General features: G+C 65.5%; 22 protein-coding genes. 7 read left to right on the top strand and 15 right to left on the bottom strand.

Going from position 1 to position 25,336, the window contains the following annotated elements:
* The first annotated feature begins 80 nt into the window (after nucleotides 1–80).
* A complete protein-coding gene (locus tag ACTSLZ_RS04055) occupies nucleotides 81–812 on the top strand; it encodes a sortase domain-containing protein (RefSeq protein WP_443095796.1) in 732 nt (243 codons plus the stop codon).
* 18 nt (nucleotides 813–830) lie between these two features.
* On the opposite strand, the gene ACTSLZ_RS04050 is transcribed toward ACTSLZ_RS04055, so the two are convergent.
* Nucleotides 831–2,279: an APC family permease gene (locus ACTSLZ_RS04050; protein WP_443095795.1), complete on the bottom strand. Its 1,449-nt coding sequence runs from the start codon at nucleotides 2,277–2,279 to the stop codon at nucleotides 831–833.
* A 260-nt stretch (nucleotides 2,280–2,539) separates the two neighbouring features.
* Between ACTSLZ_RS04050 and ACTSLZ_RS04045 the strand changes: the two genes are divergently transcribed.
* Nucleotides 2,540–2,920: a VOC family protein gene (locus ACTSLZ_RS04045; protein WP_443095794.1), complete on the top strand. Its 381-nt coding sequence runs from the start codon at nucleotides 2,540–2,542 to the stop codon at nucleotides 2,918–2,920.
* Nucleotides 2,921–2,970: 50 nt separating this feature from the next.
* Nucleotides 2,971–3,516, top strand: coding sequence for a CE1759 family FMN reductase (locus tag ACTSLZ_RS04040; protein WP_162421366.1), 546 nt, complete (start codon nucleotides 2,971–2,973; stop codon nucleotides 3,514–3,516).
* Nucleotides 3,517–3,559: 43 nt separating this feature from the next.
* Here ACTSLZ_RS04040 and ACTSLZ_RS04035 read toward each other — a convergent pair whose 3' ends face one another.
* The 4 genes from ACTSLZ_RS04035 to ACTSLZ_RS04020 all read right to left on the bottom strand — a co-directional run bounded on the left by ACTSLZ_RS04035 (nucleotide 3,560) and on the right by ACTSLZ_RS04020 (nucleotide 8,185).
* The gene (locus ACTSLZ_RS04035; RefSeq protein WP_443095793.1) at nucleotides 3,560–4,723 is read right to left on the bottom strand and encodes a M20 metallopeptidase family protein; all 1,164 of its coding nucleotides are present in this window, start codon (nucleotides 4,721–4,723) and stop codon (nucleotides 3,560–3,562) included.
* Nucleotides 4,720–5,856 carry an amidohydrolase family protein gene (locus tag ACTSLZ_RS04030; protein WP_443095792.1) on the bottom strand — a complete coding sequence of 379 codons (1,137 nt, stop codon included), beginning with the start codon at nucleotides 5,854–5,856 and terminating at the stop codon, nucleotides 4,720–4,722. Before ACTSLZ_RS04030 ends, ACTSLZ_RS04035 begins: the two co-directional genes overlap by 4 nt.
* Nucleotides 5,846–7,144, bottom strand: a complete 1,299-nt coding sequence (locus ACTSLZ_RS04025) for a glutamine synthetase family protein (protein WP_443095791.1) — start codon at nucleotides 7,142–7,144, stop codon at nucleotides 5,846–5,848. Before ACTSLZ_RS04025 ends, ACTSLZ_RS04030 begins: the two co-directional genes overlap by 11 nt.
* 138 nt (nucleotides 7,145–7,282) lie before the next feature.
* Nucleotides 7,283–8,185: a MurR/RpiR family transcriptional regulator gene (locus ACTSLZ_RS04020; protein ID WP_443095790.1), complete on the bottom strand. Its 903-nt coding sequence runs from the start codon at nucleotides 8,183–8,185 to the stop codon at nucleotides 7,283–7,285.
* 162 nt (nucleotides 8,186–8,347) lie between these two features.
* Here ACTSLZ_RS04020 and ACTSLZ_RS04015 point away from each other — a divergent pair, with 162 nt between their 5' ends.
* Complete coding sequence (locus tag ACTSLZ_RS04015) at nucleotides 8,348–9,775, top strand: APC family permease (protein WP_443095789.1); 1,428 nt, start codon at nucleotides 8,348–8,350, stop codon at nucleotides 9,773–9,775.
* Between the two features lie 13 nt (nucleotides 9,776–9,788).
* Here ACTSLZ_RS04015 and ACTSLZ_RS04010 read toward each other — a convergent pair whose 3' ends face one another.
* From ACTSLZ_RS04010 to thiO, 8 genes are all read right to left on the bottom strand, one after another.
* Complete coding sequence (locus tag ACTSLZ_RS04010; protein WP_178980291.1) at nucleotides 9,789–11,105, bottom strand: Nramp family divalent metal transporter; 1,317 nt, start codon at nucleotides 11,103–11,105, stop codon at nucleotides 9,789–9,791.
* 105 nt (nucleotides 11,106–11,210) lie between these two features.
* The gene (locus ACTSLZ_RS04005; protein WP_443095788.1) at nucleotides 11,211–11,945 is read right to left on the bottom strand and encodes an HAD hydrolase family protein; all 735 of its coding nucleotides are present in this window, start codon (nucleotides 11,943–11,945) and stop codon (nucleotides 11,211–11,213) included.
* A 196-nt stretch (nucleotides 11,946–12,141) separates the two neighbouring features.
* Complete coding sequence (locus tag ACTSLZ_RS04000; RefSeq protein WP_397555706.1) at nucleotides 12,142–12,723, bottom strand: hypothetical protein; 582 nt, start codon at nucleotides 12,721–12,723, stop codon at nucleotides 12,142–12,144.
* 36 nt (nucleotides 12,724–12,759) lie between these two features.
* Nucleotides 12,760–13,437: a hypothetical protein gene (locus ACTSLZ_RS03995; RefSeq protein WP_178980294.1), complete on the bottom strand. Its 678-nt coding sequence runs from the start codon at nucleotides 13,435–13,437 to the stop codon at nucleotides 12,760–12,762.
* Nucleotides 13,438–13,973: 536 nt separating this feature from the next.
* Nucleotides 13,974–15,125, bottom strand: coding sequence for a molybdopterin-synthase adenylyltransferase MoeB (gene moeB / locus ACTSLZ_RS03990; RefSeq protein ID WP_443095787.1), 1,152 nt, complete (start codon nucleotides 15,123–15,125; stop codon nucleotides 13,974–13,976).
* Nucleotides 15,122–15,901: a thiazole synthase gene (locus ACTSLZ_RS03985; protein WP_202976694.1), complete on the bottom strand. Its 780-nt coding sequence runs from the start codon at nucleotides 15,899–15,901 to the stop codon at nucleotides 15,122–15,124. Before ACTSLZ_RS03985 ends, moeB begins: the two co-directional genes overlap by 4 nt.
* Before the next feature lie 75 nt (nucleotides 15,902–15,976).
* On the bottom strand, nucleotides 15,977–16,216 hold the full coding sequence (gene thiS / locus ACTSLZ_RS03980) for a sulfur carrier protein ThiS (RefSeq protein WP_129315196.1): 240 nt from the start codon (nucleotides 16,214–16,216) through the stop codon (nucleotides 15,977–15,979).
* The gene (thiO, locus tag ACTSLZ_RS03975; RefSeq protein WP_443095786.1) at nucleotides 16,213–17,448 is read right to left on the bottom strand and encodes a glycine oxidase ThiO; all 1,236 of its coding nucleotides are present in this window, start codon (nucleotides 17,446–17,448) and stop codon (nucleotides 16,213–16,215) included. Before thiO ends, thiS begins: the two co-directional genes overlap by 4 nt.
* Before the next feature lie 243 nt (nucleotides 17,449–17,691).
* On the opposite strand from thiO, the gene ACTSLZ_RS03970 reads away from it, so the two are divergent.
* Both ACTSLZ_RS03970 and ACTSLZ_RS03965 read left to right on the top strand, forming a co-directional pair.
* Complete coding sequence (locus ACTSLZ_RS03970) at nucleotides 17,692–18,405, top strand: thiamine phosphate synthase (protein WP_443095785.1); 714 nt, start codon at nucleotides 17,692–17,694, stop codon at nucleotides 18,403–18,405.
* 69 nt (nucleotides 18,406–18,474) lie between these two features.
* Nucleotides 18,475–19,860 carry an NAD-dependent succinate-semialdehyde dehydrogenase gene (locus ACTSLZ_RS03965; protein ID WP_443095784.1) on the top strand — a complete coding sequence of 462 codons (1,386 nt, stop codon included), beginning with the start codon at nucleotides 18,475–18,477 and terminating at the stop codon, nucleotides 19,858–19,860.
* A gap of 288 nt (nucleotides 19,861–20,148) precedes the next feature.
* On the opposite strand, the gene ACTSLZ_RS03960 is transcribed toward ACTSLZ_RS03965, so the two are convergent.
* Nucleotides 20,149–21,177, bottom strand: a complete 1,029-nt coding sequence (locus ACTSLZ_RS03960; protein ID WP_443095783.1) for a hypothetical protein — start codon at nucleotides 21,175–21,177, stop codon at nucleotides 20,149–20,151.
* A 66-nt stretch (nucleotides 21,178–21,243) separates the two neighbouring features.
* Here ACTSLZ_RS03960 and ACTSLZ_RS03955 point away from each other — a divergent pair, with 66 nt between their 5' ends.
* Nucleotides 21,244–21,858: a TetR/AcrR family transcriptional regulator gene (locus ACTSLZ_RS03955; protein ID WP_443095782.1), complete on the top strand. Its 615-nt coding sequence runs from the start codon at nucleotides 21,244–21,246 to the stop codon at nucleotides 21,856–21,858.
* A 50-nt stretch (nucleotides 21,859–21,908) separates the two neighbouring features.
* Here ACTSLZ_RS03955 and metE read toward each other — a convergent pair whose 3' ends face one another.
* Nucleotides 21,909–25,259, bottom strand: coding sequence for a 5-methyltetrahydropteroyltriglutamate--homocysteine S-methyltransferase (gene metE, locus ACTSLZ_RS03950; RefSeq protein ID WP_443095781.1), 3,351 nt, complete (start codon nucleotides 25,257–25,259; stop codon nucleotides 21,909–21,911).
* Between the last annotated feature and the right edge of the window lie 77 nt (nucleotides 25,260–25,336).

The raw sequence follows: 25,336 nt of genomic DNA, 5'->3' as shown, positions 1-25,336 counted from the left end.
CGGCATCGTGGCCGAGTCATTCTTCCAGAAGCACCGCTGCGCGGCCGGGTGCGGGACGCGGCCCTCGCCGCGGACGGGCAATGATCTGCGCCGGGCTCCTGATTCTGCTCCTCACGGCCCTGGCACAGTGCGAAAGCATGCGAAACGTTCCGCTCCCCCTGCGGAACCCGGAGCTCATGTTCCGTCCTGTCTCGGCCTCGCCCGAGGGGCACCGGCTCGTGGACCGCGGTCCCGACCGGACTGCTCTGGACGCGGACACCGGCGGTCAATACGCCCCGCGACCTCACCGCGCATTCCGTCATGCGTCCTGCCAGGCCAGCACGGACCCGGATCCGGGGCCTCCGATCCGGGCGAACAGCTGGCGTGCGTCGTCGTTGGCGGCGCAGGCGAGCTTTGCCCCGGTCAGAGCCACTGAATCCGGCGAAGTTCCCTTGCCGGACGCCCCCGGTGGCTCCTGGGACGACCGGTCCGCCCCGGCCGGTTCTACCACCGGCTCCACGTTCCTGGCCGGGCATGTCAACCATTCCTCTGGCCGGCTGTCCCCGTGGGGGCGATTGCACGCCCTGGAACCGTGTGCGCCCATCGCGGTCGCCGATTCGAACGGTGGCATCCACACCTACCGCGTCACCGACCTCTACGTCGTGCCCCAGGAACGACTCAAAGACCTCACTGCTCTGGTGGCAAAGACGGGGCCCCCGAGGCTCCACCTCGTGACCTGCTCCGGTCCAGAGGTCTCAGAGGTCGCGGACGGCCGGTTCGATTACCAGGACAATCTGGTGGTCCGGGCCGAATTGGTCCAAGAACCGGCGTGATGACCGTTCGGAGGGGCCTTAGTCCTCGAGGTGCTCGATGTCGTCGAATGCCTCGGTCTTGACGCCCTTGCGGTGCACGAAGAACCAGTTGATCAGCCCCAGCACGATACCGATGACCAACAATGCACCGGCAATTTCGTACTGAATCCACGCCGACCGGTCCCGAACCCAGGGCCCGGCCAAGTAGATACAAGTAATCACACCGAGGATGGGAACGATCGTTGGGGCCCGGAATGCACCGGAAGGAGTGGGATCGCGCCTGAGCACGAGGAGCGCGACATTCACGACGGCGAAGACGCACAGCAACAACAGCGCGGTCGTTCCTCCGAGGGCTCCGACGATGCTCTCCTGCCCACTGAGATTCACATACACGATCAAACCGATAGCGAGAATCGTGGTGAAGATGATCGAGACCCATGGCGAGCGACGCTTCGGCAGCACACCCGCGAACGGTTTGGGCAGAACGTGCTGCTTGGCGAGCCCATAGAGAAGACGGCTTGCCATCAGCATGTTGATCAGGGCGGTGTTGACCACGGCGAAGATCGTCAGGAACGGGAAGATCACGTCAACCGGGATACCCGGGGCACCCACGCGCACCACGTCGAGAAGAACGCCGGCATCGGGGTTCTTCGGGTTTGCGATGTCCCCCGGTGGAATCACGATCGTCACCGTGACCGCGACAAGGATATAGATGATCACGCAGACACCGAGCCCGGTCAGCATCATCCGGGGCATGTCCCTCTTCGGGTTCTTGCATTCCTCGACCAGGTTGACCGAGTCCTCGAAGCCGACCATGGCAAAGAAAGCAACAGAGGTCGCCATGGTGACGGCCGCGAACATGTTCCGGTCGCTGTGGTTCTCGAAGACGACAATGCGTCCGAGCTCGCCCTGGCCACCGATGATGGCCGCGAAACCGATCGCGATGACGATTCCCATCGCCAGCAAGGTCACACACGTGAGGATCACATTGAACTTCACACTCTCACCGATACCGCGAAGGTTCACCAGACCCAGCACCACGATGATGGCGACGGCCGAGAGCATGGAGGCCGTGGGACCGTTGGGGATGCCTGGGATGAACTCGCCGATACCGATCAGCAGGTTCTTGCCCACCAAAGTCGATGAGGTTGCGGCGCTGGTGATACCCGAACACGCGACCGCGAAGGCCACGATGAAGGTTACGAAGTGGATGCCGAAGGCCTTGTGTATATACAGCGCCGCACCGGCAGCCTGTGGGTACTTGGTCACCAGCTCCAAGTAGGAGAAGGCAGTGAACGTGGCAACCACGAAAGCCACGAGGAACGGCAACCAGGCCACGCCGCCCACTTCTTTGGACACGGGCCCCGTGATGGCGAAGACGCCCGCTCCGATCACGTCCCCAATGATCAGGAGGACAAGTAGCTTCGGGCCGATGACTTTTTTGAGCTCTCTCGGTTCGGTACTCGTCTCAGCTGCTTCGGTACTCACGGGAGAACCCCTCTATCAGTCGATGCGCGTGTCTTGCACGTCACTCTACGGTGTGATTCGGCGTGCAGGGGCACAATTCAATCACGGATTCACCGACATTGACCCCTCCCCTGATAAGCGACGACGCCCGACTGCCTGTTCACAACCCGGAAATCACGCGAGACCTACCGCATTGCCGACGAGGAGCGCAGTATGGGAGTACGAGAACAGAGATATGCATCACTGTCGCACCCGGGAAGAGGACTGAACAGATGAAGACCGTGAGCTCAACCGTAGTCTTCGACACGAACGACATCGAGACGGAGACGGCCTTCTGGGCCGCGCTGATCGGGGGCGAGGTCGATGAGGAGGACCGCGACGACCCGCACTGGCGAGACATCCTGGTGGGCGGTGAATTGCGCGTCTCCGTTCAATACGCCGAGGACCACATTCCGCCGACGTGGCCGCCCGAGGAAGGAGATCAGCACCAGCAGGTGCACGTGGATTTCAACGTCGAGCCGGAAGACTTCGAGGATGCGTGCCGCGAGGCACTCTCGCTGGGAGCGACGTCCATCAGAGAGCCCCGCGACAAGAACGCCTCCCACGGTTTCCACGTCTTCGCCGACCCATCAGGCCACCCCTTCTGCATCTGCTGGGTGTGACGGCACGGCTCCGTGCGATGCTGGGACGAGGCATCAATCCCTGGAGGGCCATGAACACCACGAGCATCACGATTGTTACCGGAGGGCTTGCCCTCCACTCCTCGTCCGCGCAGCTGGCCGACCGGTTCAAGGACGCCGTCAAGGAAGAAATCTCCGGTCGCGGGCTCGAACCGAGAATCCGCACCCACCACCTGAGCCAGTTCTGCTACGAGATCGCCGACTTCATCACGAACGGATACCCCGAGGGCGAGTTGGAGAGTCTCCTCAACGAGGTAACCTCCGCCGACGGCGTCATCACCGTCTCCCCGACGTTCCAGGGCAGTTATTCCGGGCTCTTCAAATCCTTCTGGGATCTGATGTCGGCCGAGGACTTCGAGGGCAAACCCCTCCTTCTGGGAGCCACGGGCGGCTCGCCGCGACAGTCCATGGTCCTCGAATACTCGATGCGACCGCTGTTCACGTTCCTCCATGCCGACGTCGTCCCGACCGGCGTCTACGCAACCTCGACCGAGCTGTCCTCAGAACACACGCTGGAGGACCGCATCGGACGAGCGGCACGGGAGTTCGCGCAGAAGGTCGTCCCGGAGACCGAGTAAGCCCCCCGGAGTCCACGACGGCGGGCAAGGCTCCCGCAGAGAATCACGCGGAGAGGATCCCGCCGGCCCCGATATATCCGGCCATCATGGCCCTGGCGACGTTGCGAAGATCGTCGTCGTCCGGGAGGAACGTCGAGGAATGCAGGCTCTCCGACGTCCCGGTGCCGACGAACAGCATGAGGGACGGAAGCGATTCGGCGTAGAACGCGAAGTCGTCGGCCCCCAGCGATCTCATGTCTTCGACGACCGAGAAGCCGCGGTTCACCAGAACCTCGTGAGCGGATTCGGTCACGGCGGGGTCATTGAACAAGACCGGCTCTCCCGCGGTGATGCGAACGTCCGCCGTGCAACCATGCACCTCGGCGATCCCGTTCGCGATGTCGCAGACCTTCTGGCGCAACTGCTGCCGCGTCCGCTCGTCCAATGACCGCAACGTACCGGAAACCGTAGCTTCGCCCGGGACCACGTTGGCCGCCTCACCCGCGGCAAACGAAGAAACACCCAGCACGGCGGGACTCATCGGGTCCACCAACCGGCTCACCACGCTCTGGAGCCCGACCACAACCTGCGACGCGGCGAACAACGAATCGTTGGTCAGGTGAGGGTAGGCGGCGTGGCCAGGGGTTCCTCGAATCGTCATATGAAACTCGTCGGCGGCGGCGTTGACCCCGCCGGGAGTGCAGGACACATGGCCTGCGTCCAAGGTCGACTGCACGTGGGTTCCGATCATGGCGCCGCACTGCTGGTCCGTCAGAACCCCCGAATCCGCGATGTCCTCGGCCCCCGAGGGATACGTTTCCTCGCGCGGCTGGAGCACGGCCAGAGCCGGCCAGGGGGCTCCCGCGTCGCGCACCGCCGACATGACGGCGACCAAGGCTGCCATGTGGACATCGTGTCCGCACGCGTGCATGGTACCCAGGTTCTCCGACCGCCACGAGGCCTCGGTTTCTTCGACGACCGGCAAGGCATCCAGCTCCGCCCGCAGTCCGACGGCCGGTCCGGACCCGCCGACTCGACACACCGCACCCGTGCCGGCGAGATGCATCACCGACTCCGGGTCGACCACCCCGTCCAAGTGTTTGAGGACTGTGTCCCGGGTCCCCGCCTCCTTGCCGGAGACCTCCGGGACGCGATGCAGAGTTCTTCGAAGCTCACGGGCCGCGGGCATGTGAGCGTCCAGGGCTTCCCACAATCGGTTCTCGTTCATGCATCCAATCCATAGACACGTCGTGCATTGTCTCTGGCCACCATCTCGGCAACGCGACATGCGTCCGAGGCCGACCACTCGCCGTCCTCAACCCATTGCCGAAGGACTGCTACCGTACCCCGTCGCCACAGCACGGACCCCAGGTAATGAAGCTCGGGCGGACCCCACGCGTCCGAGGAATAGAGCAGCTTGCCGAACGGTGCCAGCTCCATGCTTTCGGCGATGACCCCGGACGAAGCGGCGCCCGTGTAGTTGATGCCGAGCCCCACGTCCATGTACACGTGCGGAAACACGTGGGCGAGGTATCCCGCCATCCGGTGGTACGGGTAGCAGTGCAGCAGCATCACGCGCACGCCGGTCGGCTCCACGGTCCGCAGCCACTCGGTCAGCAGAGCGGGATTGCACCGGTGCATGTCCAAGTCCGGGTCCCCGAACCCCACGTGCAATTGCAGCGGCATCCCGGTGTCGCAGGCCGCGAACAGCAGAAACCGCAGAAGGACCGGGTCTTCGACGCGCGGACGCGTTCCGGACTCGAACGTCGTCATCCAGGCCCGTGCCGCGGCCTTCACCTCGGCACTCGTCGGACGGGTTGGCTCGAAGTCGAAGCCGTACCTGTACGCCACGATGGACTTCCAGCCGACCGCGGTTCGCGCCGCTTCGTCCAGGGCCTCCCGGAATCGTTGTTCCAGTTCCTCCGGTTCACATGTCAGGGCAACGTCCTCGAGCGTGGATTCCAACCGGACGATCTCTCGAGACCGCCCGTCCAGCACGGCTTCCATGCGCTCCACGCCCCAGATGTCGTCCGCCGAGAAACCGGTGTCGACCACCCAGTCCCCGACACCGGCCGCGCCCAGGAACAGCCTCGCCAGTTCCCCGGGCGACCAGGTCGCTCTGGCGTCCCAATAGTCGTCGGCGGCAACGCGTTCCGGAAGCCCCAGCAGAGGGGCGCAATGCCTTCGCACGGCAAAGCCCAGCTGGGAATCGAAGGCGGTGAGCCCGGGCGGCTGGGGCCGGTCGGACTCGGAAATCAGCGATTCGAAGCCATCGCGGTCGACCTCCAGGGCCAGGGGACCGTGAACGTGGTGGTCGACGAGTCGAACCGTCGCCAGGGTTTCGTCGAGATCAGTAGGCATGAGCCACCTTTCGGCAGACCTCGAGCGGGTCGAGCCCATCGACCGCCGCGAGGTCCGCCTTCTTGACGTCCACATAGGTCCGAAGGAGTTTCGGATCGAACCAGGAGGTGGCGATGTCGTCCGAGGTCAGTGCAGTCAGAGCGTCGTTGACGTCGGTCGGCAATTTCGGTGTCCGGGCGAGATCTTCCGTCGGGGCATCCTCCTGCCAGATCCTCTCCCTGCGGTAGTTCCTCCGGATGCCTTCCATTCCCGCACGGACGATGGCGCCGACGGCCAACCACGGATTGCTCGTCGCATCCGCGGCACGGTACTCGAGGTTGAACTGGTGCTGGGGGCGGCCACCACCCAACGTGCTCGTCGGGCAGATGCGCACCAGAGCCTCCCGGTGGTACTCACCGAGGAAGACACCGCCAACGCTCCACCGATGCGGGCTCAGTCGCAGGTACGACGACGGGCTGCACGCCGTCAGCGCCGACAGCGCCCGGGCGTGCTTGATGATTCCGGCCGCGAATTGGGCGCCGACCTCGGCCAGGTCGGAAGGTTGTTCGGGGTCGTGCAGAACAGGGGCACCGGTGGTGCTGTCCCGGAGGGAGAAATGGATGTGGACACCGTTTCCCGATCCTTCGGGGTCCAGAAGGGGCGCGAAGGATGCGGTTCGACCACGTCGTCGCGCGAGATCCCTGACCAGGTCCCGGAGGACGACGGCGCGGTCGGCCGCTTCCAGGGCACCGGTGGGCCGGAGGGTGATCTCGAACTGATCCCGGCCGTACTCGGGCAACCACGTCTCCGGCTCCAGCCCCACGTGGTTGAGAAGATCCACCAGGTCGGTCCCGAACGGCTCCGCCGCCCGGAACCGTTCGAAGGAGAACGGGGCGGTTTCCTCGGCACCGGTCATGCTGAACTCGTGCTCGAAGGAGGCCACGACCTCCAGACCGGTCAGCTCCTTGAATTCGTCGAGAGCATTGCGTGCGAACGTCCGCGGGCAGCACTCCCACGGGGAACCATCCGGAAGGGTCTGGTCCGCAAGGTAGAAGTTCAGGCCAGGAGCTTCCCCGTCGGCAGGCACGGTGATCACGGAACCGGCGTCGGGAATCAGGCGAAGATCACCTGTCGCCCCGAAAACATTGTCCTCGGCGATGCTTCCGAACGCCCCGATGGCCAGGTTCGCCGGAACCCATCCGACGCCTTTGGTCAGGACCGAAGGCGTTTCCTTCCCGGGAACCGAACGTCCTCGGGTCTGTGCCGAGATGTCGTTGGTTGCGATGAAAGTCAGGGGTGATGTTGGCATAATTTTCCGCTCGTTTTCGAAGGAAAGATGCAATTCTGGATCTTGCGTTTCACGAACCGCATTTTGTCGTTCTACGGTAACGCACATTACACGACCAGGGAGACGCGGACCACACCGGAGACCCCGAGAGCCGGTCCATCAGCCCTCGCCCAACAGCTCCTCGAAAGCGACAACTCTCTGCTTCCCCGCATCCCCGAGTCGCTCGGTGACCGCGCCGACCAAGGCCTCCGTGAGCGCTGTGGCGGCGGTCAGCGAATCGAAGGGTGAGGCAGATTCGACCTCGCTCGAAAGAACCGTCCGGGCCACATCGGAGACAGGCGACAACCGGTGATCGGTCATCAGACACACCGAGGCACCACGCCCGTGAGCCAATTCGGCCAAGCGAGCGGAATCGGAGGAGTACCTCCGGTAGTCGAACAGAACCAGCACGGACGCGTCGTCCATGTCCAAGATCCCACTGCGCCAGGAATTCTCGTCGCGCGCCAGAACGGTCACTCCGCGCCGCAGCATCGCGAGGTGGTCCGCGAAGTATCCCGCCAGGTAGTGACTGAACCGGCCCCCGGTGACGACGACGCGGCGCTTCGGATCGGACAGCAGATCCACCGCCGCGGAGAACTCCGACTCCGGAACCTGCTCGAACGTGGTCGAGAGCATGTGCGAGAAGGACTCCAGAGACCGCTCGAGCACCCCCTCTCCTCCAACGCCTGACTTGCGCCGATACTGCGCCACTGGGGATCCTTGAGCGTTGATCTCGGCCACGAGGCGGCGCTGGACGTCCGGCCACCCGGTGAACCCAATCCTCGAGGCAAAACGCAGAACCGTCGGCGCGCTCACCCCGGACATGGTCGCAACTTCGGCCACCGTCGTGAGACCGGCACTCGGGTAACGCGCCAGCAGCACCCGGGCCACTTTCCGCTCCCCCTTGGTCATGCAATCCATCCGTTGGCGCACCAGCTCACGCACTTCCGTGCGCTCGTCGCCATCGACCTCCGAGGCCTCCCCCTCTGTGCGTTCCCTCAAGGACTCACCACCAGAACCCATGCGCATCTCTTTTCCTCGTCTACCGGAATCATCCCCAGTGTCGCACCACGCCGCAGGGCTTCGCGAAATATTTTTTACACTCTTGCCCTGGACGAGCCAACCTGTAATGTGTATAACTCGACCTATCCGACTGTGATCCGCACCATACCGTAGGTGAGTAGCATGCCCGATTCCTCGACCACGCGCCCTCCACGCAAGATCTCTTCCATCGAGGCGGCCGCGCTCTCCGTCGGATTCATGGGCCCGGTCATGGCCATGGCCCTCAACGGCATTGGCGTGGCAGACCTCGTGGGCACCCAGGTGCCCTTCACTTTTCTCGTAGCGGCGATCGGCGTCGTGGTGGTGGCCTACGCCTTCTTCCGCCTGACCGGCAAATATGCGCACTCCGGCTCGGTCTACGCCCTCACGGGGGTGACCATCGGCCCGCGAGCCGGATTCTTCTCCGGCTTCGCCCTGCTCGGGACCTATCTCTTCTTCGTGACCTGCATCTTCGGCGCGTGCGGAGTCTTCTTCAACGCATTCCTGGCGACTCTCGGACTCGATTCGTCGCTGCCATGGCCGCTCCTGCTGCTGATCATTGGGGCCCTGGTCTGGGCTATCGGCTCACGGGAAGCCCCGCTGGTCACCCGCATCCTGCTCCTCATCGGCGGATTCGGTCTGGCATTGATGGTCGCTCTGACCGTGGTGGTCCTGGTGACGGTCGGGGCCGGCAACGGTTCGCACCCCGGAGCCGAGCATTCGGGGCTCGACTTGGGCCCCCTCCTCCCCCATGGCGCCTCCGGATCGGCCGTCATGACGGCCTCCGTCTTCGCGTTCATCTCCTGGGCGGGTTTCGAATCGTGCACTTCATTGGCCGAGGAGACGAGGAACCCCAAACGAGCCATCCCCTTCGCCCTCATGGGGTCCGTGATCCTGTGCGGAGTCATCTACGTTCTGGTCATGTACGCGCAAACGATCGGGTTCGGGGCGACGGACGCGGGCGCGAAGGCCTTCGCCGCGTCGGAGTCGTCTCTCATCGACATCGCCCTTCAGTACACCAATCCGTTCTTCGCCCAGCTTCTGGCCTTCTCCGCATTCGCGGTAGCCTTCGGATCGGCGCTGAGTTCGACGTCGGCCGGCGCCCGTCTCCTGTTCGCGCTCGCCAGAGACGGGTTCGGCCCCAAGATTCTGGCCAAGACCCGGGCCGACCAACGTACCCCTCGCCATTGTGTGACGGCCGTGGTGGTCATCGCCTTGCTCCTGTCCCTCATTCTGCTGGTGGTCCGGGCGGGACCGTTCGAAACGTACTACTGGTACGCCACCATTGCCGTGCTCTGCCTGCTGGTCGCCTACGCCATGACCTCCCTCGGAGCCCTCTCCGCAATCCTGCGTCGGACCACGGACATCCCACGGTGGGAAATGATCTTCCCGGTGGTCGCGCTGATTTACCTCGGGTACGTCTACTTCGTTCAGGCCTGGGGCCAAGAGGCCCCGTACAGCTACTTCCCATGGATCGCCGGCCTGTGGTGCACCGTCGGGCTCGGGATGGCGCTGCTTCGACCGGATATGGCCAGGAGCATCGGGGACGAGCTGATCCAGTCGGACGACTAGGGCTCTCCGACCGCTACGCCTCTCCCATCACCGTCAGCACCACCAACAGGACATTGAGCACCACGATCGCCACCGCCACGACGAGGGCAAGAACCCGGACCACCCACGGATTGGTCCAGCGTCCCATCAGTCCGCGGTCGGCCGTGTACCGGGCGAGCGGGATAATCGCGAAAGGAATGCCCAGCGACAGGACGACTTGGCTGATGACAAGGCTCCACGTGGGGTCCCACCCGATCCCCAGGACCAGGAGCGCGGGTATCAGGGTGACCGCGCGACGCACGAGCAAGGGAACTCGGATGTGCAGGAGGCCCTTCATGATGGCCGAACCGGCATAGCAGCCGACCGACGTCGAGGCGAGCCCGGATGCGAGAAGTCCCACCGCGAACACGAGCCCGACCGCGGGTCCGAGATGTTCCGAGATGGCCGCGGCGGCCCCCTCGATGCTGTCGGTTCCCTCGACACCGGGCAGGGAAGCCGCCGCCATGAGCAACATCCCGATGTTGACGGACCCGGCAATGATCAGCCCGAGGACCACGTCCCACCGAGTCGCCGACAACAAGCGCGACGTCGTCGTTTCGGAGCGTGACTCGGGGCGCCCGTGTCGATCCCGGACCAGCGCGGAGTGCAGGTAGATGGCGTGCGGCATCACGGTGGCTCCGAGCATACTGGCGGCAAGGAGTACGGATTGGGAATCCTGGAATCGAGGAATCAACCCTTCGGAGGCCGCACCCCAGTCCACGGGGCTCACGACCAGCCCGGACATGAAACCGATGGTGATCACGACCAGCAGCCCCACCACCAGCGCCTCGAAACGCCGTGGATTCCTGCCGTTCTGCACGGCCAGCAACACCATCGAGACGACGCCGACCAGCACACCGCCCCAGAGCATCGGCATACCGAACAGGATGTGCAGGGCAATGGCACCACCAACCACCTCGGCGAGGTCGGTGGCCGCCGCAACGATCTCGGCCTGGGCCCAGAACAACAATCGCGGACCCCGACGCATGCGAGCCCCGAGGAGATCGGGGAGGCTCTCACCCGTCACGACGGCGAGCTTGGCCGACAGGTACTGAACCAGAACCGCCATGAGGTTGGCCAGAACCAGCACCCAGACCAGGAGATATCCGTACTCCGCCCCGGCCGAGAGGTTCGAGGCGACGTTGCCAGGATCCACGTAGGCAATCGAGGCAACGAACGCCGGACCCAGCAGGGCGATCCATCGTCGACGCGGAACACGCGGCCGTGAGGCGGAGGAATTCGAGGACCGCGGCGCACCGCTCGGTTCGGCTCCGGAGCCGACGTGCACCGATTCGGCGTGCCTCTCGCTCATCGGATTCCAGCCTCCTCAGATGGTTTTACGCCATGCCTGACAAGAAGACTACGCCTGAGCGAAGTTGATCGCCACTCGATGGACTCGCCGCGGGGTAGAACGCGCTCAGTTCCGAGCGAGCCCGAGGATCGCCGGAGCGACGTCGTCCGGCTCCAGGTGATGGTCCGCGAAAGAGAGGAGTTCGTGCTGGCCGACGCAGAAGCTGGCATCCGCATGGCGCAGGAGGTCGACGTCGTTCGCGTCGTTGCCGAATGCCGCATACCCGTCGCCGCAAAGTTGTAATTTCACGAGCGCGGCGTGCTTGGAGATGCCCGACGGAGCGACGTCGATGAGGCCCTCGGCCGGGTGATGCGTCACGGTCAGGCCTGCCGAACGAAGGCGTTCCCGCACGGCCTCGTCCTCGGTGAACAGCACCACTTTGGAGTAGGTGCCCAACTCGGCCCGAGACACCGTGGACGCCAGAGCTCCGGCGTCGAGCTGCCGGTAGATGCGGTGATCCGCTTCGCCCGTGTAGGAGTAGTTCCACTCGCCATCGATCAGATAGGCGCACCCGGTGGCCTCGATCAGCGCGTCCACCAGGGCCCGCTCGGACGGGGCGAATCCAACGACGTCGATGCCCCCGCCCCTGCGCTGCACAAAGGCCCCGTTGCCGCCGATCAGCGCCTCTTTGCGAAGATCCTCCGGCAGAACCGGGTAGAGATCACGGATCGGCCTGGCCGAAGCGAAGACCAGCGGCCGAACGGACCGCAGCGCACGGAGGGCCTCGAGAATGTCCGTGGAGACAGTGCGCCCGTCGAAGCACAGGGTGCCGTCCACGTCGAAGACTGCGGGTTCATTCATCACCTCACACCTTATAAGCAGGAATACCGCTCACGAGTCCCCGCGCCCGGCGAACACGGATGCGGCCGGGAGAAGGTCCTCCCGGCCGCACCCACGTCCGCGCTTGGTCGTTGCGCAAGTACCATTGTGCAATCGCCTTTGCGCCGTGGTCACCCGCAGCGTCCACACGCAGCGGGCTCGCGCAACAGCCGCTGTCCTAGAACACGCCGTCGTGGGCGTTGCCGAAGTCGGTGGTCGTGTTCTGGCGCGAGTCGACGTTCTGGTCGTTGTCCGTGGTCTTGTCGTCGTCCAGGCGGCCGACCTGCGTCACGGTCACGTAATTCTCCAGGCGACCTTCCTTCGTCAGGCCGTCACCGAAGTCCAGATTGGCGATCAGCTGATCCTGCCCCACCTCCACCGGGTTGGCCAGGGTGACCATGAAGGAGCGGGTCGATGTCTTCTCGTCGAAGCCGAGATCCTGGGTGTAGGCCCCATTGAACCAACCCGGTGTGATGACTCGATCGACACCCTGGGGCCCCTTGTCGGTCTTCACATCGATGCGGAAGCTGATGGCCGGGAACTCCGAGTAGTAGCGTTCCGATCCGACGTTCTTGGCATGAACGGCAACCAGGCCGGCATACCCCTTGGCCTTGATGCCAGAGACGGTGTACCCGACGCTCAGATCGTGGGCGGGCGTCGCGGTCTCGTCCGCCTGCGCCGCACCCGCGCCGAACGTGGTGATTCCGATGGCGAGAGCTGCTGCGGCCGCCGTCGTGCGGCCGATGAGCTTGTTCTTCATGATTGTTCAGTCTCCGTTCCGTGGGTCAGCGGTGGTCTAGGAATCAGCCGGGTTGTTGTACAGCTTGACGTCGACCTCGTTCTTGACCGGAACGAAGGCATTCCAGGCCGTCGGGTTGGTCCAGGTGCCGTCGGCGCCGCAAATCTGCTGTGTTCCGGACATCGTCACCGTGCGGAAGCCGTACGTGGCCTCACCGGTGTATCCCGGGGGAACGTCGTAGGGGCCGACCGTCTGGCCGACGTTCCAGGACAGCTCGTACGCGGCCTCGAAGCCGATCTTCTTCGAAATTTCGGTAGCGATACCGAAGGTCCCGCCGTCCTTGGAACCACTCGCATTGATCGTCGTGCTGTTGCCCTGCTCGCCGTTGACCTTGATGTTGATCGTCTGGGACTTGGAGGTTTCCTGCGTCAGCGGAATGTTCTTGTCCGTGTTGTTGGTCGTGGAGATGGTTCCGACCGGCGAGAAGTTGTCCTTGACCTCGTAGACCACGGTGCGACGGTCTTCGAGCGCATTGCAGACCGGGTGCGGGTTGAGGACGTTCGGTTTGATGTGGTCCGATCCGTGATACGTGTTCACGATCGGCAGGGTCGGGTTCAACTTGGGCGTTTCGGGGTAGTGGTTCTCGATGGTCGTGGCATTCGCGGGCATCGCGGCGAGACCGACCAGCAGCGCGCTGCCGCCCAGAATTCCGGCCATCTTTCCTGTCAGCTTCATAGGTGCTCCTCGTTTGGACCTTGATCTGCGGATCCCGGCAACAGGCACCGCACGCTGTGCGATGCACGAGCCTCATCCGCCAGGAGTGAGGCCCTCCGGCCGGCATCTGACCGGAACGATACATAGCCAGGCGGCCTTTTTGTACTCCCTAGTACACATCCGCTTTTCGGTCGCATCTCAACCGCCGGAGGCGACATCGTGGGGATACACACAAGATCCCACGCAAATGCACGCATTCCGCACCGTCTCCACGAACCCCAGCCCCGCGAGCAAGGACTCGAGCAGAGTTACCGGAATATCCGACGACGCCGAAAATGATTCGTACCGAGCGGTACACAACAGCGGACAGAAGGTGCATCGATTCAAGATTTAACGTATGGGTTTGGTTTGCCTTACCCAGAGGCCACCGGCGCCTCGGGAACACGGTCAGACCAGGGCGACCACCCGATATTACGTTTTGTGAAGCGGCGTGCTCCCGGGCCGCGCCGAGTCCGGATGCAGATCACCTTCGGGCGCGACCGCCTCGAAGTTCCCGATCACGCCCCAGATGAAGCCCACCGGTCGTATCCGCCGGACAGGCTCCGAATATCGACGTCGGGCCTGGCCGCCGAGAGCACTTCCATGGCCTTGCGCGAGCGCGCGCCGGACTTGCAGTAGAGAACGGCCGGAGTCTCGGGGTCGAGCCGGGATCCGACCTCGGCTCCGGAATCACGCTCAATATCCCCCAACGGAATGTTCTCGGCTCCCGCGATGGCTCCGAGTCGGTTCTCCCAGACTTCCCGCACGTCCACGAGTGTCACGCCCCTCCCCTCGGCCAGAAGGGTCCGGAGACGGTCGGGCGTGATCTCGTCCTCCGGCACCGTCGGCTCGGGCTCCTCCGCCGCGGCGCACGCGGGGCCCGCCGCGGGTTCGACCAGGTCGGCAGCCACGGTCGTGACCCGAGGGCGGTCCGGATCGGGTGCGAGCCGCAACTCCTGGAAGGTCGCCGCGAGCGCGTCGTACACGAGCACGCGGCCCAGCAACGGCTCGCCGACACCCGCGATGACCTTGATCGCTTCGGTGGCCATCAGAGTCCCGATCACTCCGGGAAGGACGCCGATCACGCCGGCCTCGGCACAGGAAGGCACCTCCCCGGGCCCAGGGGCCTCCGGGAAGAGGTCCCGGTAGGTCGGCCCGTGCCCCGACCAGAAAACCCCGACCTGTCCCTCGAACCTCAGGATCGCCCCGTAGACCACGGGCTTGCCCACCATCTCGGCCGCATCGGAGACCACGTACCGGGTCAGAAAATTGTCCGATCCGTCGATGACCAGATCGACCGGTCGCACCAGGTCCAAGGCGTTCTCCGACGAGATGCGCACGCGATGCTCGACGATGTCGGCCTCCGGGTTCAGCCCCCGGACCACGCGCGCCGCGGATTCCGTTTTGTACCGTCCGATATTGGCCTCGGAATGGATCACCTGCCGGTGCAGGTTCGAACGGTCCACGACGTCGTCGTCCACGATCTCGATGTGTCCGACACCCGCAGCTCCCAGATACTGGAGGATCGGAGAACCGAGACCGCCGGCACCGACCACCAGAACCCGCGCGTCGAGGAGCTTCTGCTGGGCCTCGGGCCCGAAACCGGCCAGACCGAGATGCCTCTGGAAACGTTCGAGCTGGGCGTCGCTCAGATCTTCGATGCCACTCATATCCTGTCCTCCGCGCGGACCCTGCCTTGACTCGGGGACGAGGCGAGCGCCTCCGTCCGGCGCGGAATCCTGCCTGCCGCACGAGCCAGGTACCCCGCCTCGACGCCGCGACGCATGGCAAGGCCCATCGAGCGCGGATCGCGGGCCCTGGTCACGGCGGAAGCCACGAGCACGGCGTCGCACCCGAGCTCCATGGCCTGCGCGGCCTCGGAGGCCGTGCCGATACCGGCGTCGACCACCACCGGGACCGTCGCGCGGTTCGCGATCAATTCGATGTTGTACGGATTCAGGATTCCCAGCCCTGTCCCGATGGGCGAGCCCAGGGGCATGACGGCCGCGGCGCCGGCGTTCTCCAGCCGGATCGCGACGCCGGGGTCGTCGGTCGTGTAGACCATGGGCGTGAACCCCTGGTCCGCGAGCGTCTCGGTCACGCGCAGTGTTTCGACCACGTCCGGCAGCAACGTGTCTTCGTCGGCGACGACCTCGACCTTGACCAGATTCGTTTCGAGGGCCTCCCTCGCCAGGTTCGCGGTGAGCACGGCGTCGCGCGCGGTGAAACACCCGGCGGTGTTGGGCAGAACATCGATGCCGAGCCTCTCGAGGAGCGCGAAAACGCTGGTACTGGTCGAGGGGTCGTAACGGCGCACGGCCACCGTGGTCAGGGTCGTGCCCGAAGCGACCAGCGCCTTCTCGAGGGACGCGAGGTCGGTCGCGCCGCCGGTACCCATGATGAGTCGGCTCGTGAGCTCGTAATCACCCACCCGGATCGGGGACATCTCCGCGGCGGCCCCCGTCGCGGTCCCGTGATCCGGTGCCATAGTCTGTGTTGACTGTTCCATGCGAATTCTTCCTTATCCTCCCTGGACGGCGGTGACCAGGTCGATCTCCGTTCCGTCGTCGACCACGCGTTCCTGCCACGCGGTGCGGGGCACGACCTGGCCGTCGATGGACACCGCGACGCCGAGGCGTCCGCCGTCGGTCGGACGACCGTCCGGCTCCAGGTCGCGATCCAGAACCTTGCCGACCACGTCCACCAGCGTTGCCCGGTCGTGCACGCTGACCTGCTGTTCGTTGACTTTCACGGTTTTCACGCGGGTATTCCTCCTGCAAGGCGCTCGCGCGCCGGTCCTGCCCCCTCGCCGAAGCGAGTGGGGTCCATGGTCTCGAGAAGCCGGGCGTCGTCGTCGCCCAATGGTTCGTGGGTCAGGAGGGCCGCTCCCAGACGGGCGCCGAGGGGCGAGAGCAGTATTCCGTGGCGCGAATACCCGGTCGAGACCACGACGCCGGGGGCGTCCGGGACGTGGCCCAGGTACGGGATGTCGTCGGGCGTGCCGGGGCGAGCTCGTGCCATGGTCTCCACGAGCTCCATGTCCCTCACCCCCGGAGCCACGGTCACGGCATCCTCCAGCAGCTCCTGCACGCACCCCGCGTTGACCCCGGACAGACCGTCCTCCCGAACGCTGGCGCCGACCACCAGGCCGCCGTCCGCACGGGGCACGAGGTACACCTGGCGGCCGAGGACCGTGGCCCGAACGGTCGCAGTGACCACGTGCCTCTCCCCCGGGGCAAGGTATCCCTCCCGAAGCCGGAGCCTGAGGACATCGCCATGGACCGCCCTCAGGTCCAGCGGAAATCCCTCCGTCACACCCCCGAGGCTCCGGTATCCCAGACCGCAGGCGACCAGAACCCGGTCGACCCGGTGTACCCGGCCCTCCGCCGTCGTGAGATCCTGCGTCGCCCCGTCCCCGTCGGACTCGTCGATCCGGACAACGGTCTCCTCCCGGGAAACCGCGGCAGGGCCGACGCCGGGGAAGTCGCCCGGGTCCAGCTCCGCGGACAGCGCACCCTGAAGCGCCCCCACGAGGAGACGAGGGTCGATCTGGTGATCAGTCGGGACTTCGTAGCCGCCCGCCAGCCGGGGGTTGAGGCCGGGTTCCGCCTCGCGCAACCGCTGCTGCGAGATCGGTCTCGTGTGCATTCCGTGCTCCGCGTGGACCCGCGCGTGGTCGGCCACCCGGGTCAGATCGGCCCGGTCCCCGGCCACCAGGAGCGTTCCGTTCTCGAGGTAACCGTGCGGTCGATCCGTGGCCCGAGCAAGACGAGCAATGTGTTCCGGGTACTCGCGGAGCGCGGCGAGCATGAGGGGGTACAGCTTGTCCTGTCCGAATTGGACTTCGCTGATGGGTGCGAGCATTCCCGCGGCGGCACGCGTTGCCCCGTGGCCGGGGCTCGGGTCGAAAATCGTCACGCGATGCCCGCGCAACCGCAGTTGCCATGCGGTCTGCAGGCCGACGACGCCGGCACCCACAACACCGATATGCATCGGTTGATCCTCCTCACGGCGGCATGATCCGCATCGAGTCCTGATGGTCGGCGGTATTGCCCTCTCAGTCCGGCCTTCCCGGACTCCCATGTCCCTCAAGTCTAGGCCCGCATAGCCGGGGACGCACACGGCCGGTCGTGCGAGTCTCGGACCGTGGTCCCGGGGTGGGTTAATGTGGCATCCGTGACGACCTCCAAGAATTCGCCCCGCCGGGGCCCACGGCCGCCGGCGGAATCCCCGTCCGTGTCTGCGACCCGGGCCGCCCGCCTCGAACGACTCCGCAGCGCCCACCTCTACCTCTGCTGCGATCTGCAGAGGTTCCTGGCCACCGATCCCCGGCAGGATACCGTCGAGCAACTGGACACCGACCGGCTCGAACTCTTCTTCCGGTCCGCATTCCGCGGCGGCGTCGACATCATCCAAGTCAGGGACAAGAAAGTCTCGGTCCGCACCGAGCTGGAGGCCCTTCGCCTGCTGGTTCGAGTCGCGGAGCAGGAGGGCGGACTCTCCGCGGCCAACGACCGCGCGGATGCGGCCCTTCTCTCGCGGGTCGACGTCTTCCACGTGGGCCAGACCGACCTGACCACGCAGCAGGCTCGGACAGTGCTCGGGGACGATGTCCTCCTGGGCCGCTCCTGCCACACCCGTTCGCAGGTCGTGGCGGCCTCGGAGGACCCGGGAACGGACTACTACTGCACGGGCCCGGTGTGGGAGACACCGACCAAACCGGGCCGACCCGCCGTCGGACTGGACCTCCCCGCATTCGCCGCGGACCTCGATCCCGTGTGCGGCACGTCCTCGACGCCGTTCTTCGCGATCGGCGGCATTGACGAAGAAACCGTCTCCCAGGTCAAGGCCGCGGGGGCTGGAAGGGTCGTCGTCGTACGCGCCATTGCCGATGCCGCGAACCCGGAGAATGCCGCACGTCGGCTCGCGGACGCGCTCGGCGGGGAGTAAAAACCCGAAACATTCCGCCGATGTCGAAAACGCCTGGACGCGCCGCGGCACATTGGTTTTGCTGTATGCATGAGTACTTTTGCTGTGACCAATCCGAACACCGGCGAAGTCGAGCAGACTTTCGACTCCCTCACCACCGAGGAGATCGCCGGAGTCATCGATACCGCCGACCGCGCCTTCCAGGACTGGAAGGAAACCCCCGTCAGCAAGCGCGGCGAGGTACTGAAGGCCTTCGCCGATCTGGTCGAGGGCAGGGCGAGCGAGCTCGCCGATCTCATCGGCAAGGAAATGGGCAAGCCCAAGAAGCAGGGCGAGGCCGAGGTCAAGAAGGTGGCCTTCACGGCCCGCTGGTTCGCCGACAATTCGGAGAAGTTCCTGGAGGACACCCAGCTTCCCGATGCACAGGGCGCCGACCAGAGCTACGTCAAGCACGATCCGCTGGGCGTACTGCTCGGGATCATGCCCTGGAACTTCCCCTACAACCAGATCGCCCGTTTCGCGCTGCCGAACATCATGGTCGGCAACGCGATTCTCATGAAGCAGGCCGCGATCTGCCCGACCTCGTCCCAGGCCTTCCAGGATCTCCTGGAGGAAGCCGGGTTGCCGAAGGGCGTCTACACCAACGTGTACCTCAACAGCAGCGATGCCGAAGAGGTCCTGAAGGATTTCCGGGTCAAGGGCTTCTCCCTGACGGGCTCGGAAGAGGCAGGCGCGTCGGTCGCCAAGATCGCCGCGAAGTACTTCAAGCGGTCGGTTCTGGAGCTCGGCGGCAATGATCCATTCGTGGTCCTGGACACCGACGACGTCAAGGGACTCGCCCAGAAGGCCGTGACCCTCCGGACGGCGAATGCCGGTCAGGTCTGCACCTCCCCCAAGCGCATGATCGTCGTCGAGGAGTACTACGACGACTTCGTCGCCGCGGCCAAGGAAGCCGCGGAGAACGTGACCGTGGGTGCCTACGACGACCCCGCGACCGACATGGGCCCGCTTTCTTCCGAGGGCGCTCGTGACGAGGTCGTGGAGCGGATCCAGAAGGCCTCCGAGGAGGGAGCCACCCTGCACACGGGTGGCGAGAAGTTGGACCGCCCCGGCTGGTTCATGTCGCCGGCGCTGCTGACCGACATCGACCCGAAGTCGGATCTCGGGTGCAACGAGCTCTTCGGGCCGGCCGTCATGATCTACAAGGCCAAGGACGAAGAGGACGCTCTCCGGATCGCGAACGACACGCAGTACGGCCTGATGGCATCGGTGTGGACCACCGACGCGGAGAAGGGCCGGAAGTTCGCCGAGCGGATCAACGCGGGCATGACCTTCGTGAACACTCACATGGACTCCAGCCCCGAGTTCCCCTTCGGCGGGATCAACCGTTCGGGCTACGGTCGCGAGAACGCCCAGTGGGCGCTCCAGCAGTTCACCAATGAGCGGACCGTCCGTGTGAACAACCAGCAGCTCTAGTCTGCATTCTCGGATCGGAGGTGCCACGGTTCGACGGGTCCGTCCAACAGGCCCGCTCACCACGGTCCGCCTCCGACGGAAAGCGAGGGGTCGGGCACCGATACCGGGGAGTTCCCGGTCGGCGCCCGACCCCTCGTTGCGTGCGGTGATGTGGAACCGTCACCGGTGCATCAGTCGGCGGCCACCTCGGAGCCACCGCGACGATGCCGCGGCGCAGGGTGGTTCTCGGCGTCGCCCGCGGACTCGCCACCGAGCTGACGCCCATCGGCGTCATGACTCTCCTCGGGCTCATCGTTGATGCGGTTGTGGCGGAAGTGCCCGAAGGCGGTCAGTGCCACCCCGACCGCGACCCACACGACGAGGGTCCACCACTGCTGGGCCATCGGGGCGTCGGGGAAGTAGCTCAGGGACCTCAGCAGCGTGTTGGACGCGCCGGGCACCATGTACTGTCCGATCCTCCCCCAGGGCTCGACCATGAATTGCCACGGGACCTGCGCCCCGGACAGCGGATTGCCCAGGAGCATGGTCACGACGGCGCCGATACCGATTCCGGGTGCCCCGAGAATCGCCGTACACCCCAGAATGAAGGTGGCCGGCGGCCGCGCCGTAGACCACGGCCGCGATCAGCCGCCGCCACACTCCCTTGACCAAGAACGTGATCATTACGCCGCCCAGCATGCCGCCGAGCACCAGCGGGAAGGCCGCCACGGCCAGACCGGACCCGTTGGAGTCGTCGTCCGAAAGAGGTACGACCTCGGTCTCGGCCACCTTGGTGTCGGCGGCCTTCTCCTGCAACACCAGTGCCTTCTGCGCCTGCTCGGGTTTCAGCTGACCGCCCGAGGCGGCCTTCATCTGCTCGACCTGGCCGGTGATCTGGCCCTTGATCTGCTGCGTGAACTGGTCGGCGATGCCGCTCATGACCTGTGTGGCGGCCGAATTCGACGCCGGTGCGGTCAGGACCTCCGGGGTCCCAGGCTGCTCGGCCAAGATCACGGCGCCGTAGGTTTCGCGGTGCTTGATCTGGTCGACGGCGTCATCGCGGCTGTCGGCGGACACGAAGTCGAAGGTGTCCCCCGACTTCTCGTTGATCTTGTCCTCGAACTGGTCCACGGCCTTCTTCGGGCCAGCGACGCTGACCGGCATGTTGTGCGCCTCAGAGGTCTTGGTCGGCCAGGTGAAGGCCAGGACGAAGACCGTCACGATCAGCGCGGCGAGCACCGAAACCCCGAATACCTTGCCGAGGTGGCTTCCCACATGCTCATTCGCGGTGGTGGTTGCCGATTCGGCGTCCGCGCGCCGGGAATCCTGAACGCTCATAGCGGCTCCTAAACAGAATAATCCTTCTAGTTGCGTTCAGAATAACAGAACGGATATTCTATTTCCATGCCCAGGTTGTCAGAATCCTCGAAGATCGAGCGGCGTGAGCGAATCATCGCCGCGGCGCGCCGTTGCTTCCTGGAGAAGGGGTTCTCCAACACCTCCATGGCAGACATCGTCGCCGAGTCCGGGATGTCTCCCGGATCGATCTATTCCCACTTCGATGGCAAAGCCTCCATCATGCGCGGCACGGCGGAGCACATTTTCGGTGCGACCCTCAAGGATCTGACCGATATGGAGACCGCCACGGGAAGCTCGCTGGCCCCCTCGGATGTCGCTCGGTTGCTGATCGAGACCTTGTTCTCGATCGATTTCGGTCCGCTGCTCATCCAGTTCGTCGCGGAATCCACCGTGAATCCTGAGGTCCACGAGGTCGCCCAGGAAAACATCAACCTCGCCCGCACCCGCCTTGCCGAGGTGCTCAGGCCCTGGTCGGAAATGCAGGTCAGTCAGGGGGCCGACCCGGACGACGTCGTCGGCGACCCCTCCCGGCTGGCCAATGTCCTCATGCTCCTGTTCCACGGCCTTCTGATTCGCACGGCCGTGGACACCGACGCGGATCGGGACCAGCTCGTCGAGGACGCGCTGACATTGATCCCGCAGGTCCGTTTCGGACGGTAAGGCCCGGACGGTCCGCATCGATGCGGACCGTCCGGGCCCAGGGACAACCGTCAGACCGCCACGGCCGCACGCAGTCGACGCGCAGACTCGACGAGTCGGGCCAGGGCCGCGGTGGTCTCCTCGTATCCGCGAGTCTTGAGACCGCAGTCCGGATTCGCCCAGAGACGGTCCCGAGGTATCGCTCGGGACGCCGCGGCGAGCAGGTCCTCGATTTCACCGACCGTGGGCACGCGAGGCGAGTGAATGTCCCACACCCCGGGACCGATGCCTCGCTCGAATCCGATGTCCGCAAGCGGGTCCAGCAGCTCCATCCGCGAGCGCGCCGCCTCGACGCTCGTGACGTCGGCGTCCAACGCGTCGATGGCGGACAGCACCTCACCGAATTCCGAGTAGCACAGATGCGTGTGGATCTGGGTTTCGGGCCGAACCCCGGACGTCGCGATCCGGAAGGACCGGACCGACCACTCGAGGTAGTCCGGCCTGTCTCGTTCCCGCAGCGGGAGCAGCTCGCGCAGGGCGGGTTCATCCACCTGCACGACGCCGATTCCGGCACTCTCGAGATCCTCGACCTCGTCCCGCAGGGCGAGGGCGACCTGCTGGGCCGTGTCCGCGAGCGGTTGGTCCTCACGGACGAACGACCAGGCCAGAATCGTGACCGGGCCGGTCAGCATGCCCTTGACCGGCTTGGTGGTCAGCGACTGGGCGTAACTGATCCAGGGGACCGTGATGGCCTCTCCCCTGACACCGGGTCCTTCACGGCTGACGTCGCCCCACAGGATCGACGGCCGGGTGCACCTGGACCCGTAGGACTGGACCCAGCCGTACCGGGTCACGTCGAATCCGTCGAGGTTCTCCGCGAAGTACTGGACCATGTCGTTGCGTTCGGGCTCGCCGTGGACCAGAACGTCCAGCCCGAGATCCTCCTGGAGGGAGATGACCGACCGGATCTCCTGCTGGAGTCTTTCGACGTATTCCGCCTCGCCCAGACGGCCTGCCCTGTGGTCTGCGCGGGCCGACCTGATGTCTGCGGTCTGCGGGAATGACCCGATCGTCGTCGTCGGAACATCGGGCAGGTTCGCCGCGATGCCATCGGTGGCCTGCTTCCGTTTGCGCTCTTCCGCGGTCTCCCGATGACCGTCGGCCTCGGTCAGGCCCGAAACCCTCTCGCGCACATCGGCGTCGCGGGTGCCCCGGGCCTCGGCGCGGTGCCGAATCGCCTCATCGGATGCTTCGAGGTGATCGGCGATCGCCTCGGACCCTTCGGCCAGCCCCTTGGCCAGAACCACGGTCTCGCCGACCTTCTGGTCTGCGAAGGCGAGCCACCGCAGCGGCTGGTCGTCGAGCCGATCCTCGCGGGCGGCATCGTGCGGGACGTGGATGAGCGACGTCGACGTGCTCACCGACACCCTCGCCCCCGCCTCGTGCAACTCCTCGAGCAGCGCGAACGTCGTGCGCAAGTCGGTGCGCCAGATGTTCTGTCCGTTGACGACGCCGGCCACCAGAACGGGTGAATCCTCGCCGGTGAACAGCGCCAGCTGGTCCGCGCTGGGTTCGCGCAGCCCTCCCCCGTCCGGGCCGGAGACCAGATCCACGTGGACGGCGTCGACTCCCGCGTCCACCAGCGGCTCCAGGAGGTCCTCTGCGTCTCCGTAAGGCGTCGCGACGAGGATCGACGGGCCGTTGGGTGTTCGCGCGGCCGTCAGGCGACGATACGCGTCACGGACGCGACCGGCGAGGTCGGGCCGGTGGTGCTCGGTCACGAGTGCGGGCTCCTCGATCTGGATCCACTGCGCTCCTTCTGCGGCCACCTGGTCGATCAGCCCGCGATAGACCTCGACCAGGTCATCGAGCCGGTCCAGGGGGTCGAAGCCTTCGGGGGCGGCATCATCGGCTTTCGACAGCAGGAGGAAGGAGACCGGTCCCAGAACCGCGGGGCGCAGTGGGGTTCCGGAATCTCCGTTGCCGGCACGGAACTGTCCGATGAGTTCCCGCGGATCCGCGGCGAACGGGGTCTGCGGTCCGATCTCGGGAACCAGGTAGTGGTAGTTCGTGTTGAACCACTTGGTCATTTCCAACGGCCCGCGGGCGTCATCGCCGCGGGCCAGGACGAAGGACGCATCCCGGTCCAGACGGCCTTCCTCGTCGGCGAGGTCCGCGAAACGCGTGGGCACGGCGCCCGTCGCCAGGATGGCGTCGAGAACCTGGTCGTAGAGGGCGAAAGAGGCCGGGATCGACGAATCCTGAGTGAGTCCGAGATCCGCGAGCCGACGCACGTCCCGCGCGCGCAGGGAGTCGACGGACGCGGTCAGCTCGTGGGATCCGCTGTCGGAGGCCCAGTAGGATTCGAGGGCCTTCTTGAGCTCCCGGTCGCGTCCGATCCTGGGGTAACCCAAGATGCTTGCTCCGGGGAAGGTGCGGCCCTGGGTGCTCGCCGGGCTCTCGGCGGTGGTGGGGTTCGGGGCGTTGGTTTCGGTCACGGTGATCTCCTCACGTTGTTTTCTTGCGACGGACGGGTGTTTCGACGGCGTTCCTCGGCGCAGACCGAGTCGGTCCACGAGCTCGAGTGCTGCCGGGTGCTCGTTGAAGGTGTAGATGTGCAGTCCTGGGGCCCCGGCGTCGAGGGCCCGACGGGCGAATTCCTCGGCCGAGTCGACTCCCACGGCCAGGCGCTCGGCGAACGATCCGGCCGATTCGAGGCGGGAGGCGAGCTCCCGGTTGGGATCGATGCCCGCCAGGTCGCACACGCGCAGGTACCTGCGCAGGCTGGTCACGGGCAGGATGCCGGGGATGAGCGGCAGGTCGACGTCGTTGGCGCGGGCCCGGTCGACCAGCCCGGCGTAGTCGTCCGGATCGGGGTAGACCTGGGTGATGGCGAAGTCCGCACCGGCTCTCTGCTTCGCGAGCAGGACTTCGGTGTCGTGGTGGATGCTCGAGGACTCCGGGTGCCGAACCGGGTACGCCGCGACCCCGACCGCGAGGCGTCCCGCACACAATTTGGCCGATCCCCGGGCCTCGACGCGGCGGATGAGTTCGACGAGGTGCCGGGCGAAAGGCAACTCGCCCTCGCGAAGCGTGTAGTCATCGGGCCGGTCTCCGCGCAGGGCCAAGAGCCCGCGAACCCCGTGATCGATGATCTCCTGAACCAGGTCCTCGAGTTCGGCGGCGTTCTGCCCGGTCGAGAGGATATGGGCCAGCGGCTTCAGCTCGGTCTCATCCACGAGGTGGCGCAGGAGGTCGATACTCTGGCGCCTCCTGTCCCCGGCCAAGGCTGCCGTCACCGACACGTAGTCGGGGCGCGTGGGCTCGAGTTCGGCGATGGTGGCACCCAGGGCCTCCGCACTCAGGCTGCTGCGCGGCGGATACAGCTCGAAGGACAGTGCTGGTCCGTCTTCAGGTTTCACGCCGGGTCTCCTTTCGGTACGCCCGACGGAGGCGGCGTCAGTCGATACTCGGGGCCCACGACCGAAAGCACGGGATC

It is taken from the genome of Rothia koreensis (assembly GCF_052232265.1).
Lineage (GTDB): Bacteria > Actinomycetota > Actinomycetes > Actinomycetales > Micrococcaceae > Rothia > Rothia koreensis.
Note: the sequence above shows the minus strand (reverse complement) of the source record. Positions and strands in the feature narration are given on the sequence as shown.

Coding starts and splice junctions, on each gene's coding strand:
- ACTSLZ_RS04055 (WP_443095796.1), top strand. CDS start 81: ATGATCTGCGCCGGGCTCCTGATTCTGCTCCTCACGGCCCTGGCACAG.
- ACTSLZ_RS04040 (WP_162421366.1), top strand. CDS start 2,971: ATGAACACCACGAGCATCACGATTGTTACCGGAGGGCTTGCCCTCCAC.
- ACTSLZ_RS04035 (WP_443095793.1), bottom strand. CDS start 4,723: ATGAACGAGAACCGATTGTGGGAAGCCCTGGACGCTCACATGCCCGCG.
- ACTSLZ_RS04030 (WP_443095792.1), bottom strand. CDS start 5,856: ATGCCTACTGATCTCGACGAAACCCTGGCGACGGTTCGACTCGTCGAC.
- ACTSLZ_RS04025 (WP_443095791.1), bottom strand. CDS start 7,144: ATGCCAACATCACCCCTGACTTTCATCGCAACCAACGACATCTCGGCA.
- ACTSLZ_RS04020 (WP_443095790.1), bottom strand. CDS start 8,185: ATGGGTTCTGGTGGTGAGTCCTTGAGGGAACGCACAGAGGGGGAGGCC.
- ACTSLZ_RS04015 (WP_443095789.1), top strand. CDS start 8,348: ATGCCCGATTCCTCGACCACGCGCCCTCCACGCAAGATCTCTTCCATC.
- ACTSLZ_RS04010 (WP_178980291.1), bottom strand. CDS start 11,105: ATGAGCGAGAGGCACGCCGAATCGGTGCACGTCGGCTCCGGAGCCGAA.
- ACTSLZ_RS04005 (WP_443095788.1), bottom strand. CDS start 11,945: ATGAATGAACCCGCAGTCTTCGACGTGGACGGCACCCTGTGCTTCGAC.
- ACTSLZ_RS04000 (WP_397555706.1), bottom strand. CDS start 12,723: ATGAAGAACAAGCTCATCGGCCGCACGACGGCGGCCGCAGCAGCTCTC.
- ACTSLZ_RS03995 (WP_178980294.1), bottom strand. CDS start 13,437: ATGAAGCTGACAGGAAAGATGGCCGGAATTCTGGGCGGCAGCGCGCTG.
- moeB (WP_443095787.1), bottom strand. CDS start 15,125: ATGAGTGGCATCGAAGATCTGAGCGACGCCCAGCTCGAACGTTTCCAG.
- ACTSLZ_RS03985 (WP_202976694.1), bottom strand. CDS start 15,901: ATGTCCCCGATCCGGGTGGGTGATTACGAGCTCACGAGCCGACTCATC.
- thiO (WP_443095786.1), bottom strand. CDS start 17,448: ATGCATATCGGTGTTGTGGGTGCCGGCGTCGTCGGCCTGCAGACCGCA.
- ACTSLZ_RS03965 (WP_443095784.1), top strand. CDS start 18,475: ATGAGTACTTTTGCTGTGACCAATCCGAACACCGGCGAAGTCGAGCAG.
- ACTSLZ_RS03960 (WP_443095783.1), bottom strand. CDS start 21,177: ATGAGCGTTCAGGATTCCCGGCGCGCGGACGCCGAATCGGCAACCACC.
- ACTSLZ_RS03955 (WP_443095782.1), top strand. CDS start 21,244: ATGCCCAGGTTGTCAGAATCCTCGAAGATCGAGCGGCGTGAGCGAATC.